The 16823-nt window shown below is 50.4% G+C and carries 15 protein-coding genes; 6 read left to right on the top strand and 9 right to left on the bottom strand.

Going from position 1 to position 16823, the window contains the following annotated elements:
- The first annotated feature begins 306 nt into the window (after positions 1-306).
- Complete coding sequence (gene gnd, locus K3T83_RS36240) at positions 307-1341, top strand: phosphogluconate dehydrogenase (NAD(+)-dependent, decarboxylating) (protein WP_220207778.1); 1035 nt, start codon at positions 307-309, stop codon at positions 1339-1341.
- A 69-nt stretch (positions 1342-1410) separates the two neighbouring features.
- Here gnd and K3T83_RS36245 read toward each other — a convergent pair whose 3' ends face one another.
- On the bottom strand, positions 1411-2157 hold the full coding sequence (locus tag K3T83_RS36245; protein WP_220207779.1) for a hypothetical protein: 747 nt from the start codon (positions 2155-2157) through the stop codon (positions 1411-1413).
- A gap of 664 nt (positions 2158-2821) precedes the next feature.
- Between K3T83_RS36245 and K3T83_RS36250 the strand changes: the two genes are divergently transcribed.
- Together K3T83_RS36250 and K3T83_RS36255 are read left to right on the top strand one after the other, a co-directional pair.
- Positions 2822-3865, top strand: coding sequence for a small ribosomal subunit Rsm22 family protein (locus tag K3T83_RS36250; RefSeq protein ID WP_220207780.1), 1044 nt, complete (start codon positions 2822-2824; stop codon positions 3863-3865).
- 280 nt (positions 3866-4145) lie between these two features.
- A complete protein-coding gene (locus K3T83_RS36255; RefSeq protein ID WP_220207781.1) occupies positions 4146-5282 on the top strand; it encodes a helix-turn-helix domain-containing protein in 1137 nt (378 codons plus the stop codon).
- A 238-nt stretch (positions 5283-5520) separates the two neighbouring features.
- On the opposite strand, the gene K3T83_RS36260 is transcribed toward K3T83_RS36255, so the two are convergent.
- The 3 genes from K3T83_RS36260 to K3T83_RS36270 form a co-directional block, all read right to left on the bottom strand.
- Positions 5521-7287: a peptide ABC transporter substrate-binding protein gene (locus tag K3T83_RS36260; RefSeq protein ID WP_220207782.1), complete on the bottom strand. Its 1767-nt coding sequence runs from the start codon at positions 7285-7287 to the stop codon at positions 5521-5523.
- Positions 7288-7597: 310 nt separating this feature from the next.
- On the bottom strand, positions 7598-7774 hold the full coding sequence (locus K3T83_RS36265) for a hypothetical protein (protein ID WP_220207783.1): 177 nt from the start codon (positions 7772-7774) through the stop codon (positions 7598-7600).
- Between the two features lie 251 nt (positions 7775-8025).
- Positions 8026-8598: a CGNR zinc finger domain-containing protein gene (locus tag K3T83_RS36270; RefSeq protein ID WP_220207784.1), complete on the bottom strand. Its 573-nt coding sequence runs from the start codon at positions 8596-8598 to the stop codon at positions 8026-8028.
- Between the two features lie 191 nt (positions 8599-8789).
- Between K3T83_RS36270 and K3T83_RS36275 the strand changes: the two genes are divergently transcribed.
- A complete protein-coding gene (locus K3T83_RS36275) occupies positions 8790-9917 on the top strand; it encodes a WD40 repeat domain-containing protein (RefSeq protein ID WP_220207785.1) in 1128 nt (375 codons plus the stop codon).
- Positions 9918-9923: 6 nt separating this feature from the next.
- On the opposite strand, the gene K3T83_RS36280 is transcribed toward K3T83_RS36275, so the two are convergent.
- The 3 genes from K3T83_RS36280 to K3T83_RS36290 form a co-directional block, all read right to left on the bottom strand.
- Positions 9924-10895 (bottom strand): sodium:calcium antiporter, encoded by a 972-nt coding sequence (locus tag K3T83_RS36280; RefSeq protein ID WP_220207786.1) that lies wholly within the window; start codon positions 10893-10895, stop codon positions 9924-9926.
- Between the two features lie 35 nt (positions 10896-10930).
- Positions 10931-11464 (bottom strand): hypothetical protein, encoded by a 534-nt coding sequence (locus K3T83_RS36285; protein ID WP_220207787.1) that lies wholly within the window; start codon positions 11462-11464, stop codon positions 10931-10933.
- Between the two features lie 116 nt (positions 11465-11580).
- Positions 11581-13407, bottom strand: a complete 1827-nt coding sequence (locus K3T83_RS36290) for a hypothetical protein (RefSeq protein ID WP_220207788.1) — start codon at positions 13405-13407, stop codon at positions 11581-11583.
- 315 nt (positions 13408-13722) lie between these two features.
- On the opposite strand from K3T83_RS36290, the gene K3T83_RS36295 reads away from it, so the two are divergent.
- A complete protein-coding gene (locus K3T83_RS36295; RefSeq protein ID WP_220207789.1) occupies positions 13723-14751 on the top strand; it encodes a hypothetical protein in 1029 nt (342 codons plus the stop codon).
- A gap of 114 nt (positions 14752-14865) precedes the next feature.
- Entirely contained in the window at positions 14866-15525 is a 660-nt protein-coding gene (locus K3T83_RS36300) for a hypothetical protein (RefSeq protein ID WP_220207790.1), read from the top strand.
- Between the two features lie 79 nt (positions 15526-15604).
- Here the strand turns inward: K3T83_RS36300 and K3T83_RS36305 are convergent, their stop codons facing one another.
- Both K3T83_RS36305 and K3T83_RS36310 read right to left on the bottom strand, forming a co-directional pair.
- A complete protein-coding gene (locus K3T83_RS36305) occupies positions 15605-15898 on the bottom strand; it encodes an SHOCT domain-containing protein (protein ID WP_220207791.1) in 294 nt (97 codons plus the stop codon).
- Positions 15899-16178: 280 nt separating this feature from the next.
- Positions 16179-16814, bottom strand: a complete 636-nt coding sequence (locus K3T83_RS36310) for a LysE family translocator (RefSeq protein WP_220207792.1) — start codon at positions 16812-16814, stop codon at positions 16179-16181.
- Positions 16815-16823: the final 9 nt, after the last annotated feature.

Consider the following 16823-nt stretch of genomic DNA (forward strand, 5'->3'; position numbering starts at 1 on the left):
ATAAGCCAACAGCGTTACAAATAGCGTTCAGGTGCTAAATATGAAACGCTCTGGCCTCCTTTTGCGTTTCTTATCAGGTGATGGGTGCGGAATTCTCTCATCTCTTCCTGTTGCTGATTCGAGAGAAGCTCTCATGGTCATGTGTTATAAATATACTATTGGGAGCACCTGCGGCGGAAGTGGCCTCTCGTCGAGGTCTGGCAGAACTGCTCGAATTTCCTCACCGAACCAGGAATACGGCGCGTGTTAAAACATAGATGAATATTGCAACATCTCATTATCTAGTTTCCATGAAAGGAACGCACAATGCAACTTGGAATAGTTGGACTTGGCCGCATGGGAGCATTTATGGCGCAGCGGCTCATACGAAAAGGTCATACGATCGTTGGTTATGTCCGTCACGCGGAGAGGGTGCAGGCTCTCCTCAAAGAGGGATCGATCACAGAAGGTGCAACCTCTTTGCCTGACCTCGTACAGAAGCTTTCTACGCCGCGTGCTGTCTGGTTGATGGTGCCTGCTGCTTCAGTGGATGCGACGCTAGAAACCATCCTTCCGCATCTTGCGCCCGGCGATATCGTCATCGATGGTGGGAATTCCTACTACCACGATGATATCCGGCGTGCTGCCGCGCTCAAATCCAAAAACATACACTATGTTGACGTGGGAACGAGTGGAGGCGTCTGGGGTCTCGAACGCGGTTATTGCTTGATGATTGGCGGCGAAAAAGAGGTTGTTCAGCATCTCGATCCCATTTTTTCTACGCTGGCTCCCGGCGTGGATGCAGCCGTCCGTACACCTGGGCGCGAACAGATTGGAGGAACTGCCGAACAGGGATATCTGCACTGTGGACCAAACGGCGCAGGCCATTTTGTAAAGATGGTCCACAATGGCATCGAATATGGGGTCATGGCCGCTTACGCTGAAGGTTTGAATATCCTGCATCATGCGAATGCGGGGAAGCATCAGCAGGAGATTGACGCCGAGACAGCGCCGTTGTCAAATCCAGAATACTACCAGTATGATCTCAACCTGCCCGACATAGCAGAACTCTGGCGACGAGGCAGCGTGATTGGCTCGTGGCTGCTGGATCTCACAGCTCATGCGATGCTCAAGAATCCTGATCTGGGCAATTTTCAGGGCCGAGTCTCGGATTCAGGTGAAGGACGCTGGACCATCGCAGCGGCCATCGACGAGTCTGTGCCTGTGCCCGTCCTCAGTTCGGCCCTCTTTGAGCGGTTCAGTTCGCGCGATAAAGACGAATTCGCCAACAGGGTGATGTCTGCTATGCGCTTCGAGTTCGGGGGACACCTGGAAAAAGACGAAACTCCTCCGCCTGCATAACGTGGATGGCCTGGATCGAATATCCAGGCCATCTGGTTGATTTCTACATTTCTAAAAATAGCATATCTGCTAGGGGTGCATATGTTGTAAAAATTGTTCGACTTGAGGGCGCTCGTTTGGTTGTAATGGGCGAAATGTACCTTTTTCATTAATAAAGACCACTCGTGAACTCTGGATATTGATGATCATATCGGGCAAATGATCTCCATTTACGTCCGCGAAGGTCAGGGTGACAATCGCTAAATCGTCGTTAGCACCGTAAAGCTGAGGGCCGTTATAGATGTGAGGATGGGCAGTATCGCCGCCTGGAAATTCTATCACCTGAATATGTCGATGTAAGTTGATGGCAATGAAGTGGCTGGGGTGGCCGCTCTGTTCGTTGTGCTGCACCCAGGCGTCCGTTTGAAACGTGCGGGGGCGTCCATAATGGAGGTCATCGAGGGCCGTTGTTGTCCAGTTAATGGCTGTGGTAATAATTAGCCAGACGGTGAACATAACGAGCATACCCAGGACTAGATAGAATAAGGGATGAACCTTCCCCGTTGTGTGCCCGAAAAGCTTGTCGAACGATCCGGTGATCGGTCCTTTGCCCGGCACTATTTTCTGGGTTTCAGCCGAACGTTTCCATTCCGAGACCGGTTCCTCAGTCTCTTTCGCGGGAGAACGTGAGGCTCGTTGGACGAGAGGAGGGAAGAAGGGAGATTTATCGGCTTTTTGTTTGCCGCCGTTGTGTGCCGCTTTCTTACTAGAGGGACGACGACGCAGAATACTCCTGGGAACAATCTGCTGCTCGTCAGTTGTCGCCAGAACTGGCATCGGTCGCTCCTTTCCTGGATATCCAGACAATGAATACACACAGGTAACACGTGTCCCGTCAACATCAGAAAATGTGAGTACAAAAACTCTTATTTAAAATGTGGCAGGAACGGGAGATGAAATAGATGGGAAAGCAACAACAACACACAACATAACACAACGTACGAATAGCACAACAAACAGGGCGAGAAGTAGTAGTGACTTTATCTGCGGTCGGAGACCAGGAATAACTCTGTTGAGATTCTATATATCATAGTGTACCAGAGAAGCACATTATTGTCCAGTGACCTATTACTCATGGGCAGGGCTTTCCAGTTCTCCGCTCAAAGGGGTGCAGGGGTCTCCCTGCCGGGGCCTGGGGCGTCCCCAGTTTCCTTCCCTCCTTCGCGCGCCGCCGCAGGCGGCGCGCAAAAGAGAAGAAAAAAGTTTTTTGCGGGGACACCCCGCACCCCGGCAAAGGGCTGCCGCCCTCTGCACTCCTGCTAGATGGGAGAATTGGAAAGCCCTGTACTCATGGGTGAGACCAGACAATGAGAGGCAAAAATTGTGGGAAAGATGTCGATTGCAATGCTGATAGCTGCCAGCAGGCTTGCTCATATCCGCTTGTATCGTATACAATAGGCGGCGCGTGAGGACTGTATTTGAGAGAAAGTAGAAATGAGCGATGTTATCCCTCCCCTATCAGTTAGAGACCGCAATTGAAAGCACGCTGCAAAACGTACCAGCATCAAAATGGAAAAGTGTGGCAAAGGCATTAAGCGAACGATATCGAACCCAACGGACCGGGAAAGAGAGCGCATTGGCCAGAGGGTTTGATGAGGCTTTAGGGTATGCTGCGATCATCCTGCCTGCCGCATATGCTCAATTGAGCGGGGCAATGACGGCCGTGCGGGAACGTGTTCCAGGCTGGCAACCAGTATCAATGCTGGATATTGGCAGTGGACCCGGCACAGCTCTCTGGGCCGCAACGGAGCAGTGGCCCACGTTGCAGAAACTGACCGCCTGGGAGCGGGAATCGGCCTTTATTGATCTTGGTCGCCAGCTTGCTAGAACCAGCGAGAAGCAGGCTTTGACCTCGACAAGCTGGCAAAGAGTGGTGCTCGATAAGAAACTTGTTGATGGGCAGCAAGCTATAAATACGGTCGAAAAAAAGTTGGCAGGCCAGGTCGAAAGCTATGATCTCGTCGTTTTTGGTCATGTACTGAATGAACTGCCCGAAGCGCTGCGGAAAGATATCGTGGCTCTCGCCTGGCAACGCTGCTCTGGTGTACTGCTCATCGTGGAGCCTGGAACCTCAGCGGCCTTTCCGATTGTGAAAGCCATGCGCGACTATCTCTTAGATCTCGACGCCAGGACGCTTGCCCCTTGCGCTCATGATCGGCCCTGTTCCCTGCTCAACGATTGGTGCCACTTTCCCCAACGACTTGAGCGCCCCTCATTTCAGCGACGAGCAAAAGAGGCCTCCGCAGGTTGGGAAGAAAGCAAATTTTCGTACGCGGCGATGGCTCGTTTCCCCGCCGATACTGCTATCTGGGGACGCTTGATCCATCAACCGCATAAACAAAAAAACATGGTTAGCCTGGCCGTTTCCAGTACTGATGGTATCTTAGATCTGCAAATACTGAAAAAGCATCGTGAAGCATTTCGACAGGCCAGCGATTATGGCTGGGGAGAAGTAGTGCAATCTCGTATCAAGCCGCCGAAATAGCGCCAGTCTGTGTGAGAGATAGATCAATCAAACCGTTAGTTTTGCGCTACACTATGTCGCATATTGTGTCTGATGCCGTTCTTGATATATACTCTAGTATAGAAATGAAGAATGATCTTGAGGGAGCGGGAAGACCGGGAAATCTGGATACCAATTTGGGCGAGGAGAGATAGATGTATATGCATCTTGCATCTTGTTCGTTGTAAAAAGTGTAAAGTGTAAGCAACATGCGTAGATGTTCAATTGAGGAGCATCGTTAAAGAATGCACTGGAGGGATTCATGGCGCAAAACTATCGCTTGAAGCAGGCGCGAGAGCTACGGGGATGGTCCCAGGCAAAGGTTGCCGAGTTGATAGGAACCGACGCAACTACCGTGAGCCGCTGGGAGCGAGGGATTTTTTCCCCAACCCCATATTTTCGCGAGAAGCTTTGTGTACTTTTTGAGAAGAACGCTGAAGAACTGGGGCTGCTAGAAACTTCGCAACCCTCTCAACAGCCTGAGCATACAACGGGAACCGCACGCACCGCAGGCGCAGAGCCACAAAAAGTCGCCTCGCCATCCGATGATATTTTTGCTTACATTCTTGAGAGTGCATCGCAGGATCATCAGGCGTATATGCTCTGGGAATATGCCTATGTGCAGGCGCTACGTGGTCAGTATGATGAGGCCCAGCAATTGGGAGAAGCCAGCTTAAATGTGTTTGAACAATCGGGGCATCCTAATGCCGCCGCTATTCGCGCATGGTTGTTGCAACATGATCTGTTGTCACCGCGATCACCTTCTACCGGTGATCTGGCGCATGATACTCCCCCTCGTCCAAAGTCACCGCAGGAGAAGCCTGCTAAATCTCGTTTCCCCTGGGGGGGCGTCGGAGTCTTACTCGCGATTCTCATTGTCGCCACAGCAGCCTTCTCTGGCTTTTCTTATTATCAATCACACTTTTCTCCTACCCCTCGTGTCTCTCTGAATGCTTCCCAGCAACATCAAACAACTTCCTATGTCTCTCTCTCTGAATTTTCCGCCACTCCAATAGTACAACCTACCGCAGCATTCACGCCCGTTCCATCGCCAACCCAGGCGGTTGCAACACAAACTGCTTCCACATCCTCTACCACGCTGGCGGTCCTCTCTCCTTCGCAGTTGACCTCGCATATCTGCCAGCCCGATTCACAAATGTTTCGCTGCACGTTGACACTTTCGGTGAGCGGATCTTCGCAAGAGGTGTTTGCCTGGCGTGCATCAAGTCGAGGGATTATCGCGCAGATCAATCCTACCAGCGGACAAATCACGGCGGACCAACCATATCAGATCATCGTCTATATCAATCAAGCTTCTACTCAGCACGGCTCACTTGATTTCTCCTTACATGCTCCTGTGTCAGGTGATACCGCTTCTGCCTCAGCGTCCTGGCAATAGTGAGCAATGGAGTGGACAGACAACGGAGAAACCTCTACACCTGGGTATCAGCAACCCAGGTGGTTTCATTACGAGATCAAAAACTGGCAGATTTTCCTCACACAGTTGTATCGATAATGAACTGTGTTCTGCTCCTTCTATTTGCTCAATTGTCTTCCTTTCGCCTTTCCCATGAAAAAACATAACAACCGACATGGTATCCGTCACCATGTCGGTTGTTATGTTTTCGACTAGAAATTTACGAATATTGTTGCGTATTCGCGCAGGGCGTTGCTGATGAGATGTAGACGTTGCCCCAGATATCGGGCGAGTAGGTTTGTTGGGCATTATCCACAATGCCTACCACGCAGGGTTTGCGGACAAACGTCGATTTATACTGGTAGCGTGGAATCCATACCACGTCGTTGATCAGCTCTTGCTCGGCCTGATTGTACATCTGAACGCGCTTTGTTTGATCCGATGTGACATCGGCCTCTTCCATCAACTTTTGTACCGCTTGCTGTTGGGCGCTCCGTGATGAGTGGTTTTGCCCATAGTTCATGGCATTCTTGGATGATCCTTTATCAAAGATCAGCGTCAGCCAGTCCTGGGGATCTGGATAGTCAGAGACCCAGTACAGCGCGTACATCTGCATGCCGTTGGCGGTGTTCAACGAATTATGGCGCTCTTCTAGCAGCTTGTTAAAGTCGATGTCGTCGAGCTTCACATTGATACCGAGGGTGCTCTGCCACATCTGCTGGACCGCTGAAAGCTCGTTGCGCAGATCCGACGATCCCTGCGAAGAGTAGGTCAGCGTGACGCCTGGGAAGTTCTGCTGTGTATAGCCAGCCTCTTTCATGCCTTCGGCGAGCAGTTGTTTGGCTTTTGCCTGATCCCCTTTGGTATTGGTCGTGCCGTCTGGCCCCTTGAGATCCGGGTTATAGCCGACCATGCCTTCGGGGATGATATGGTTGGTTGGCAGAACGTTGCCTTTGTAGACGTTCTGTGCAATCGCATCTTTATCGATTGCCAGCGCGAATGCCTGACGAATTTTGATGTTGTCGAACGGTTTGGCCAGGTAGTTCATTGTGAAGTAGAAGACATCGAGCAGCGGCACTTGATGGAGTTGTCCATTGGGCAGCGCCTTTGCCTGTTCTACCTGGGCCGCCTGTACGCTCGCCATGTCGATCTGATCTGCCTGATACGCACGATAGCTGGTATCTTCGCGCTGGTAGAAAGGCATGATGATCTTCTTCAGTTGTGACTTGGCACCGTAATAGTTCTCGTTCGGCACAAACTCGATGTCTTTCCCGCGAATGTACTTCGAGACTTTGAAGGGGCCAGCGCCGCCAATGCCCTCACTCAGATGATCGACGAAGTTGTCGCCGTATTTATCGATCATGCTTTTTTCGACCACATATGAGCTTTGATAGGTCAAAATCTGCAAGAAATAGGCTGCCTTCTGATTGGCGATCAAGACGACTGTTTGCGGATCGGGGGTTAAAATACTGTCATTGATTAATGATGAGATTTTTCCGGCCTGTCGTTTATCCGCGTCTTTAATAAGTCCAAGATACAGAGGCGAAGTAGTCGATTTTAGCTCCGGCTTGAGCGCGCGGTCGATGCTATAGGCAACATCGGCTGATGTCAATGCTTTGCCATCGCTAAATTTCAAATTAGGTTTAAGCTTGAAGGTCCAGGTGACCCCATCGGACGCAACCTGATGCGATTGCGCCAGCTGGTCGCGTACCTGTAGTTTGTCGTCAAGCGAGACCAGCCCGGTAAAGACCAGATTGACGGCGCTGATCGAGGGCAGATCTGTAACCAGGGCAGGATCGAAGGCCTGGAGTTCGTTGCGCCCTTCGATGGGCCAGACATAGATCTGCTTGTCATCGGATGCTTTGGTGGTTTGCTGCGAAGATTGTTGCTGGCTGCCGCCACCGCAGGCCGAGACGATCAGCATCATCAGGCTCAGGACCAGTAGCCCGATGGCCTTGCCAGACCAGGTGAGGGATTGAGATTGCATAGATTTCTCCTCAAATTGACAGATAGGTAAAAACGATGTGCCGCTATGTCACTGCATCCCGGCCACAATGCGAGGGAATCTCTTTAATATTACGTTCGCCTGCTTCCCAAATCTCTCATGTTTTTGTCAAAATTGTTGAGATTGTTTGTGCGGTCTCTGCTCAGGAGGATCGGAGTTGGTGTTTGAAGAGGAGGTGTTTCACAGAAAAGGGGAGGCGAAACATGCCAGTAATCACCTTCCTGGGTCTTGCAATTCTGGTCACGTTTCGCCAAATAGCTGAGAATGTCACGGTTGAACCTTTTGAACAGAGCTACCAGCCCTCGGTCTCGTCTTCGTCTAACGAGAAGGTATGATGGCCTCCAAGACAGTAGTACTGCAAGTCGCCGTCTTCGTCGGTGGCCGGGGTATCTTCTTCCAGATCAACGATCAGGACGCCTTCTTCGTTATCGTATGGGCAGGTCTGGTATTTGATGTGTTCAACATCCATGTTCTTTCTCTCTCCTCATGTGCTATCTCTACCTTGCCTTCTTCAGCTTCCTCTGGTACCGGGAGAAAGTGACGAGAAGGATTGTTCCTGTGTGGAGATCTTTTCCCCACTTTCTCTGGTGACTCTATGTGATGTTTTTTCAATCCTTCAACATCTCTAAGACAAATGGACATGAAGTACTATTTCCCTGTTTCATTCAACCGTTTCTGAAGACTTTTTTGAGGGGGAGATGAGTTTATTAGACAGCCATACTATTTTTTGTCGGATTCTTTTTGCCGCGCGCGTTCGCGAAAATTGCGCACTTTCCAGAGATTCGCACACTTATCGATGCTACAATAGCGCCTTGTCCGGCTCCTGCTCTCATCATAGAAGATCCCCCGGCAATATGGGTTGGCACATATCTTGAGGCGGCCTGGTTCATGCTCAGTGAGGATATGGACGAACGAGGCGGCAATTTCCGCCTGCACCCATGACCAATCCTTTTTTTCTGGAAGTGTTTCCAATCTATATTCCTCTTGCTCGACGATCAGACGGCGCTTCAATGATGGTTTGAGCAAGATGGCGTTGAGGGCGGTTAGATCCTCGCTTGCAACGTATGGCTGTTCGATTGTTTCTATCAGACGTCGAAGCAGGGAGCGCAGTTCCATTAGCTCGGTCAGTGTGGTTGTTGCAAGAGGATATTCGGTCTGAAGATCCCAGCAGCTCAAAAATTGCTCTAACCATTCAGGTTGTAAGAGATCGTCACGTACCCATCTGCCGCGAAAATCACGAAACTCGCTATTGATAAATTCAATGCACATATTCTTTATTTCATCGTTTGCCATGTTCGTTATCCTACATCAGATCGGAGGTATTGAACAGTCTGTGAAACCAGCTTGAAAAGCATTGACAGTTTCACTTTAGAAGGGTATTCTTTTGTATGTAACCATGTCAAGCCAAATTGCTGGTTACATATACCCCGCACTTTTCTCTATCATCTCAACCGAATATTGCTTGTGCAGAAAGGGTATTCCTTATGGATAATATGGATGAACAAGCACAACAGGTTCAGGAGTATCTTTCCCGTCGCAGCGTGTTGCAAACGTTGGCTGGCGTTTTGTTGGTGCCTGCTGTAGCTGGTTGTAGTCAGTCTGTTCAACCTCCTGCATCCTCATCTTCAACCGCGACCTCATCCCCTACCGCTCAGACACATCAGCAGGGACATTCTCTCTATACCTATAGCGGCCATAAAGAGCGCGTGACCTCTGTAGACTGGTCGCGTGATGGGAAGCGCATCGTTTCAGGCTCGTTAGATAAGACAGTACAGGTCTGGGATGCTACCTTTAGCAATGCTTTTCCGCCGTATATTTATCATGGTCACACCGATCAGGTCTTGACTGTTGGATGGGGACCGGATAGCAAACGGGTGGTTTCTGGCGGTGCCGATAAAACGGTACAGATGTGGGATGCCCTCACTGGAGAGGATGTGACAGTCTATCGCGGTCATACCGGGCCGGTGATGTCGGTGGCCTGGTCGCCCGATGGCAAGTTAATTGCTTCCGGCTCAACCGATGGCAGCGTGCGTATCTGGGATGTTGACAAGAAAGCGCTGAAGTACATCTATCGCGGCCATAGCGCCGATGTCAATACAGTGGCATGGTCTTCAGATAGCAAGCATATTGCTTCTGGTTCGACGGATAAGACGGTGCAGGTTTTTGAGGCTGAGACGGGCAAGACGCTGACCATTTATCGCGGCCATAGCGCCAGAGTCAGTTCTGTGAGCTGGTCGCCCGATGGTACACAGATTGCTTCCGCTTCGTGGGATAAGACAGTGCAGGTCTGGAATGCGGCTACGGGGGTCGTCTCGTATACTTATAATGGCTACAATGTCGATGTTGTTAGACGCGGCGATACGACGAAAGGGGTGCTGCCAGATCTCGTTTTTGCTGTGGCCTGGTCACATAATGGCAAGCGGATCGTGGCAATAACGCAGACATATTGTGGCGATATCTGTGCAGTCGTCGTCACCTGGGATGCTGCCACCGGCAAGAACGTTTCTTTTTACCCGGATTTTCCTATTTTTTCTATCGCCTGGTCGCCCGATGATACTCGTCTTGTCAATGCCGTGAGCTATACTGATGCACAGATATCACGGGTTTCATGAGTGCCTTTACTGCAAAGGAAGGACAACAGCGATAAGATAGACGACATAGGCTCCAATCAGAAGACCACCTATCCAGCGTGGAATTTTTCCATACCAGATCAGCGCTAAAAGAGCCAGATGAACAACTATCATCGCTGGCAACATGATGGCGATTTCCTGGAAATCGATAGTAAGAGGACGGATAGTTGCGGCCAGCCCAAGTGTCACAAGGAGATTGTAAGCAAAAGAGCCAAGAATGCCGCCTACCAGAATATCGGGTTGTTTCTTGTGGGCGGCACTGATCCCCAGCGCGATCATCTCGGCTCCCGTTCCTAAAGAAACAATCGTCGCTCCGACAGCTCCCTGATTCAGCCCGATGCTCTGTGTGAGCCTGAGTGCTCCTTCCACAATGGTTGGTCCTCCCAGCGCCATTGCTGCCAGACCGCTAAAGGTCAGTAGAATTGATTTCCCGTGCAGGCCAGGGCGACGTGATCGCTCTTGATCGTTGTCTTCATTATTGTCATCTTCGGCTTCTGTCAGACGTTTAACCGCAGCCCTATCAGTCCGAAACAGGAAAAATGTGTAGCCAATAAAGAGTAGGAGCAGAAGTAGTCCTTCTAATTGTGTGACCACCCCTAAGAAGAGCAAGCCTATCGGCAGAATGGAGACAAGGGTTGCAAGGAGAGCCTGTCGTCGCACACTCCGATCTATCACCAGCGGGTATAACAGGGCGGAAAGCCCTAATGCTGCGGTGGCTATGGTGACGTTGGTGCCAATCACATTGCCTACAGCCAGCATCGAAGCGCCGCGCCCCGATGCAATGGCTGCGGTGAGCATCTCCTCTGGTTCCAGTCCAACCAGAAGCACGCCAATAACCAGTGCGCTCACGCCGAGATCACGGGCCAGATCAGCCGCTCCATCAATAAACCAGTCGGCTCCCTTGATAAGCGCGATTGTACCAAAAATGAGCATTGCAAGTGTAAAGAGCGCATCGATCATTGTTTGTTCCTTGTCTATGGCTTGATAGAAATATGCTAGCTTGTTTCTAGCTGGATGTTGGGTGTTCTCGCCAGAACCTGTCCCATGCGTACAAACCAGAGTGGGAGCAGCACAAGCGATGGGACGAGGATCAGGAATGCGAGCGGGACAAAAGCGATAAAGGAGTAGAGAGTAAGGGTGATAGCAACGATCCAGCCAATAATCCGTATCGCGCCTTTTGCTTGCCAGGAAGCAGAGGCGATCCAGAGGGCAGCGGCAATATTGGCTCCATAACGCAACGAGAGATAAATAAGCTTGGGAACGCCTCCAAGCTGCATAATATCCGTTCCTATATCAAGGACAAGCCAACCATAGCCAGCTGCGCGCGACCAGCCAGGAGCAGGCAACGCAGCTATGACGGGAAAGAGGATGAGATGTTCTGCAACAGCGAGAAGGGCCATTGCTTCAGCGAGAGGAATAGAGTCAGCCGTTGTGATATCGCGAAGTGCGGGAATAAAATAAGTGACGAGGTGGATAGCAAACAGTATGGCCGCTCCATAGGCGGCGCTTGCAGGTTTTACAGCACTCACAAAGATACCCCCTGTTTTTGATCCAATCAAAATCGGCTATGTTGTTGGGTCCGCTCGCGTGTGTCCTGGGACGCAAACGCTTCCTCATTATATCCCATGCTGAAGCAGCAGTTGGCTTATGAACTGACGGCTGGTGCGGGTGCTACCGGATGTGTCTGCATATACGCGCTTCTGGTTGCAATCAAGATTCCGGCCAGCATGATGGGGAGCGCGATAAGCAAAAGTAACGGCGAGCCGGTCAGGTAAGCGAGCAGGGCGCAAAGAGCCGCGATCACGAAAAGAGCTGTCAGCAGGATGCGCTCAGTCAGGCTGTTTGTGCGAAGAAGCCAGAGCAGCGAGATGAGGGCCGCAAGCAGGACACATAGCGCGGCGACGCTTTCAGCGGTGAAGACTGATTGGGCGCTGTTCCCTATCTGTTGCAAATTGGTTGCGACCAGTGGCAGAAGCGCCTGTCGTCCGCCGCCAGCCAGGACGAGCCAGCAGACGCCGCCGCTCAAAAAGATCAGCATGCGCTCAGAGTGGGCAAAGGAGCGATCCCAGCGTTGCCTTACGAGACCGATAATATAGAGGAGCAACATCAGCGCGAAAAATACGTCAAGCACATATTGATTGCGGATGGGGAGCGCTGTCAGGCTGGCATTCCAGCGATGAGGGTTCAACGTCTCGGCGGCTATATACGTGCTGCTGTTGCCAACGCTATTCAGCATGAGAAGCCCTCCAACGGTAATGCTCAGTACGAGAAGTATATGAACGATATTCATTACGCGTTGAAGCCAGGGGAAGCGACTGTGAAAGAACAGGTACGCATAGCTGGAGAGAAAGGCGAGAAGCAGGAATAGTCCGATAACAGACGCGATAGCGATTTGTCCAGCGGACCAGAGCGTGAAGAGGAGCATCAGAGCGATCAGGGTGACGGTGACAGCATCGACCGGATTGAGCTGGCGACGATCTCCATAATAGAGCAGACGTAGAATAAGGAGCAGTAGCACAATCGCCAGAATGAAGGTGAAGACCTGTCCGATTAATATGTTCGGTGAGAGGCTGGTGACTCTTGGGCGTGCTGATGCCAGCGGGAGGAATGGTTGCAAGAAGAAGAGTTGCAGGGTGAGCCAGAGAGGAGTAAAGACGCGGCTCCACGCGGCGAAGAGGGCAAGGATCGCCAGCGCGAGCGGTATGATCGAGAGGACGAGATTGATATTGTTGCTTAAAGGCCGGCTCAGTGTGGGGATGAAACGAATCAGTTCTGTACTGCCGAATGTATATTGAAACAACGAGCAGAGCGCCCCAAGGACGAGTATAATCACGCTATCTGTGAAGGTCAGCGGGTTTCTCAGGCGCAGCAACGAGGTGATCAGCAAGAGGCCGAGCAGCCAGACGAAGACGGTATTGAGGGTAATGCCAAAGGTGAGCGTATTCGCAAAAGGGAGCAGTTGGAGACGTGAGCCAGAGGCGCTTTGTAGCAATAATTCAATACCTGCTATGCCTGCCAGCGCAATATGGCAGAGGCGAGCGAACCAGTACGCGGGCTGGTCCAGTATCTCCTCTTCACCCATCCGCTTCGTGCGAGGCGAGAGCAACCACCCCAGAAAAACGACCAGTGCCAGGGTAAAAACAGGCACATAGAGTGATTGTTGTAATAGATTGTTCGGCTGCCTTCCAGTTATATTCGTTTGCAGAACAGACGATGTGCTGAGAAAGAGCAGGGCAATCAGGACAAAGAAGCCAGCGCCCAGCACAATTTTGCGCGGCGTGGGTTCGCGCAGCCAATCGAGAACGATGATACCACTGATGAAGAGAAAAACGGTCATGACCAGTTCTGTTTGTGCGGATGAAAATCCCAGAAGTAGGGAGACGATGATCCCGAGAATGATTTGTCCCACCAGGGTCAGGCTTGCAAGCAGCAGGAAACGTGGTGTCCATATAGATTTATCGAATTGTAGCATAAGGCCAGAATGCTCCAATCAAGGTCTGTTGAATCGCTATACGGTTCTGGAAAGAGCGACATTCTACTCTACTAACTTCCCTTGCAGTTCTAGATACCTCTAATAAAACGGTTTATCGTGCCAGTCAGTTGCAATCATTTACTTGAAACAACACCAGCTATTTTTGTCAGTAACAACTACTTGATAAAAATGTGGTGTTGTGCTATATTTGCGACTGCTGAGATATGTCTCTATTATCGATTCTTCGTTATTTCCCCTATATACTAGTACTCAGCATTATTATCTTTACACAAGAAAAGGATTCTGTGTAATTTTATGCATTGTACATCCTGTGATACGTTGCTACAGTCTGGTACAAGGATATGCCCCTTATGTGGCGCTTTGCTTGCAGCCATTGCGGCGCAACCAGATGTTAATCCCTATGATGATGATGTCCCATTTGTGGAGGAGCGCATTGCCACGCAAGTTCTTGTTCCCCCTGTTCTAGAAGCAACTTTCCCGGCTTCATCTGCAAATGTGGCGCTGTTTGTTCAAATGGTCGATGAACCGCTAGCATCAAAGCGCCGACCCTGGATGCTGGTAAACATGTTGTTATTTTGTCTGTTAGTTTTACTCGTGGCGGGTGAAAGCGGCGGCCTGCTCACCTATGAGCATAATTTTCGCTCCGATGTACTGCCAGCGCAGGCGACTCGTACAGCACGCAATCTTGTAACCACTCAGGCTGAAAAGACAGCGGTTGCCAACATGCAGGCGACAGCGACGGCAACCGCTATGAGTCCTCAGCAGCTCTATGCCTGGGCAACCAGTGGTACACCAGTTATCGATGATCCAATGGATAAACATGAGAGTATTACATGGATCGAGGGCAACTCGGATGGAGCGAGCTGTGGTATTCAAGATAAAGCGTACCATATACGTATATCAGCGGCCCCGAGCTTCTCATGTATTGCTCCTGGTAGTTTCTTTCATGATCTGGCGTTTCAGGTGCAGATTACAATTTTTCAGGGGGATGTTGGAGGAGTCCTCTTGCGAGCGCCGAATAACGCAAATGCTTACCTCTGCTATATTGAGACGGAAGGATATTATACATTGAGCGTTATAAAGGATCAACAACAAACTGTGCTTAAATCTTCTAGTACCCCGAAGTTAGACGTTGGGCGTGGACGCCCTCACCTGTTCACGGTTATTGCACGAGGAAGTACGCTCTATTTGTATCTGGATAAGAACTTCGTAGATCAGGCGATCGATGCAAACTATACAGCGGGGCAGGTTGGCCTATTTGCGGCAAGCGGTCAGGGACCGACAGATGTAGCTTTCCGCAACGTGAAGATATGGGAGATATAAGGTATGTTCCAGATAGCTGAGAAGCGCTCTACACGAATATTTCCTACGGCAAAACTACTGGTGTTCATTCTTATCGGCCTTTCTCTTCTTGTGCTTGTGGGTGGAGGGGGACTGTTGCTCTACACGAAAACAGCTCATACTGTTGCATTGCAGGCTCAGGCGACGCAGACAGTACAAACTGTCTTGACGGCGCAGGTAAAGGCAACCGTTACAGCTTCGCCGCAGTATATTTTTGACCATGTGACAGCAACAACTCCAGCAATAAATAATGTATCTAATGAGTGGAATACTGGAAGCAGGCCGGATGTTGATTGTATATTTACTGGCGGTGCCTATCATATACGCGTTGCGCCTGAAAAGAATTGGATGTTCTGTATGGATGCGCAGAATAACTATACTGATTTCATCTTTCAGGTGCAGATGTCAGTGATTCATGGCAACGGCGGCGGCATCATTTTTCGTGATGATACGGCTGGCAATTTTTATTCTTTTACATTGACGAACAGCAGCCAGTATTCTTTGTTCGCTTTGAATGAATCAGGAAAAGGCGCGAAGCCACTGGCTTTTGGTCGTGCGTCAGCGGGAAAAACAACCAGTATGTTGGCGGTCATGGCTCAAGGAAGCAAGATAGCGATGTTTGTTGATAAGCATTATATTGGGAGCGTCGATGACACCCACTCATCTACCGGAACTATTGGTTTTACGGGGAATAGATTTTATGGAGAAGATAGCATTGATGTCGCCTTTAGCAATTTCCAGATCTGGAAATTGTAGGAAGTCGTAGAATCTGACAGTTCATAAAAAGTGAGCCCTCCCAGCACGGGAAGGCTCTTGAGGTTGAAGCTTTGCTTTACTACTGCTGGCGAGGCGCGTAGGTTGCTTCTAAGCGCTCGCGCATCTGATCAAATGTGGTGGCGTCGATCTCGCCGCGTGCATAGCGCTGGCGTAAGATCTCCAATGCTGATCCCTGCTGCGTTGGCTGCGGACTGGCGGGAGGGAATGGAACTGGACCCCAGGGGCCAATCGGTCTCCTTCTCGCGGCAAACAGACGTACTATCCCAGCGATTAGCAGGGCCAGGAAAATCAGCCCGATGAGCTTGCCCATGAAGATCATCGGTAAAAACAACAACATTCCGTGTCCCCACATAGAGTATCTCTCTTTCTATTGACCTGTTATACTTGCGTACAAACTTGCTCTAGCCTTATGTCACGCCAGCGTAAGGTGCTGGCGTTGTGTAATAACTCACCATATCTTGCAGCTGAGAGATCGCCTGTGATGAGGGGATACATCTTGCTATCCGCTCTCATCACGTGATAGTGTCTCTTCGTCTGCTTTATAACGATATATCGTTCTATAGTAAATACGATGAGTTATCTGGAAGGTTGCAAGAGAGATACACGCTATTTTTTCTTGCAAGCGCTGCTCGCTATTTTTTTTCGGAGCCTGCGAACGCGGCTGTCAGGCCCAATGCGATGTAAATGCTGCCTGTAATATAGCGCTGAATTTTCTGGAAACTTGCGTTTCCTTTAAGCCACTGTGCCAGCGTTCCTGCCAGCAATCCATAGACGCTCAGGCTAAAGAGTCCTAACACAACATACAGGCTCCCAAACAGGAGAATCTGTACGGCGATAGCGCCTCGGGTTGGATCGACGAATTGTGGCAGGAAGGCAAAAAAGAACAGCGCCGTTTTAGGATTGAGCAGTTCTACCATCATTCCCTGAAAGAACATGCGAGAAGGACTCTTTTGCTCCGTGCTGCTTGTGGCCTGGTGCGTGTCGCGTCTCAAAAGCGTGCGAATGCCCAGGTAGATCAGGTAGGCAGCGCCGAGATACTTTACAACGGTAAAGGCCAGAGCAGAGGTCAAAAGCAGGGCTGAGAGTCCAAATGCTGCTGCCGCTGTGTGAACGAGATCAGCAATACCAATCCCGGCTGCTGAGACAACACCTGCATTGCGGCCTTGATCCACGCTGCGCGTCACTACATACAGAACAGCGGGACCAGGGATGAAAAGTAATCCCAGAGCCGCTAGCAGGAAAAGAGAGAGCGTTGTCAGTGTAGGCATGTATGTTAT

The sequence above is a fragment of the Reticulibacter mediterranei genome (assembly GCF_016587455.1).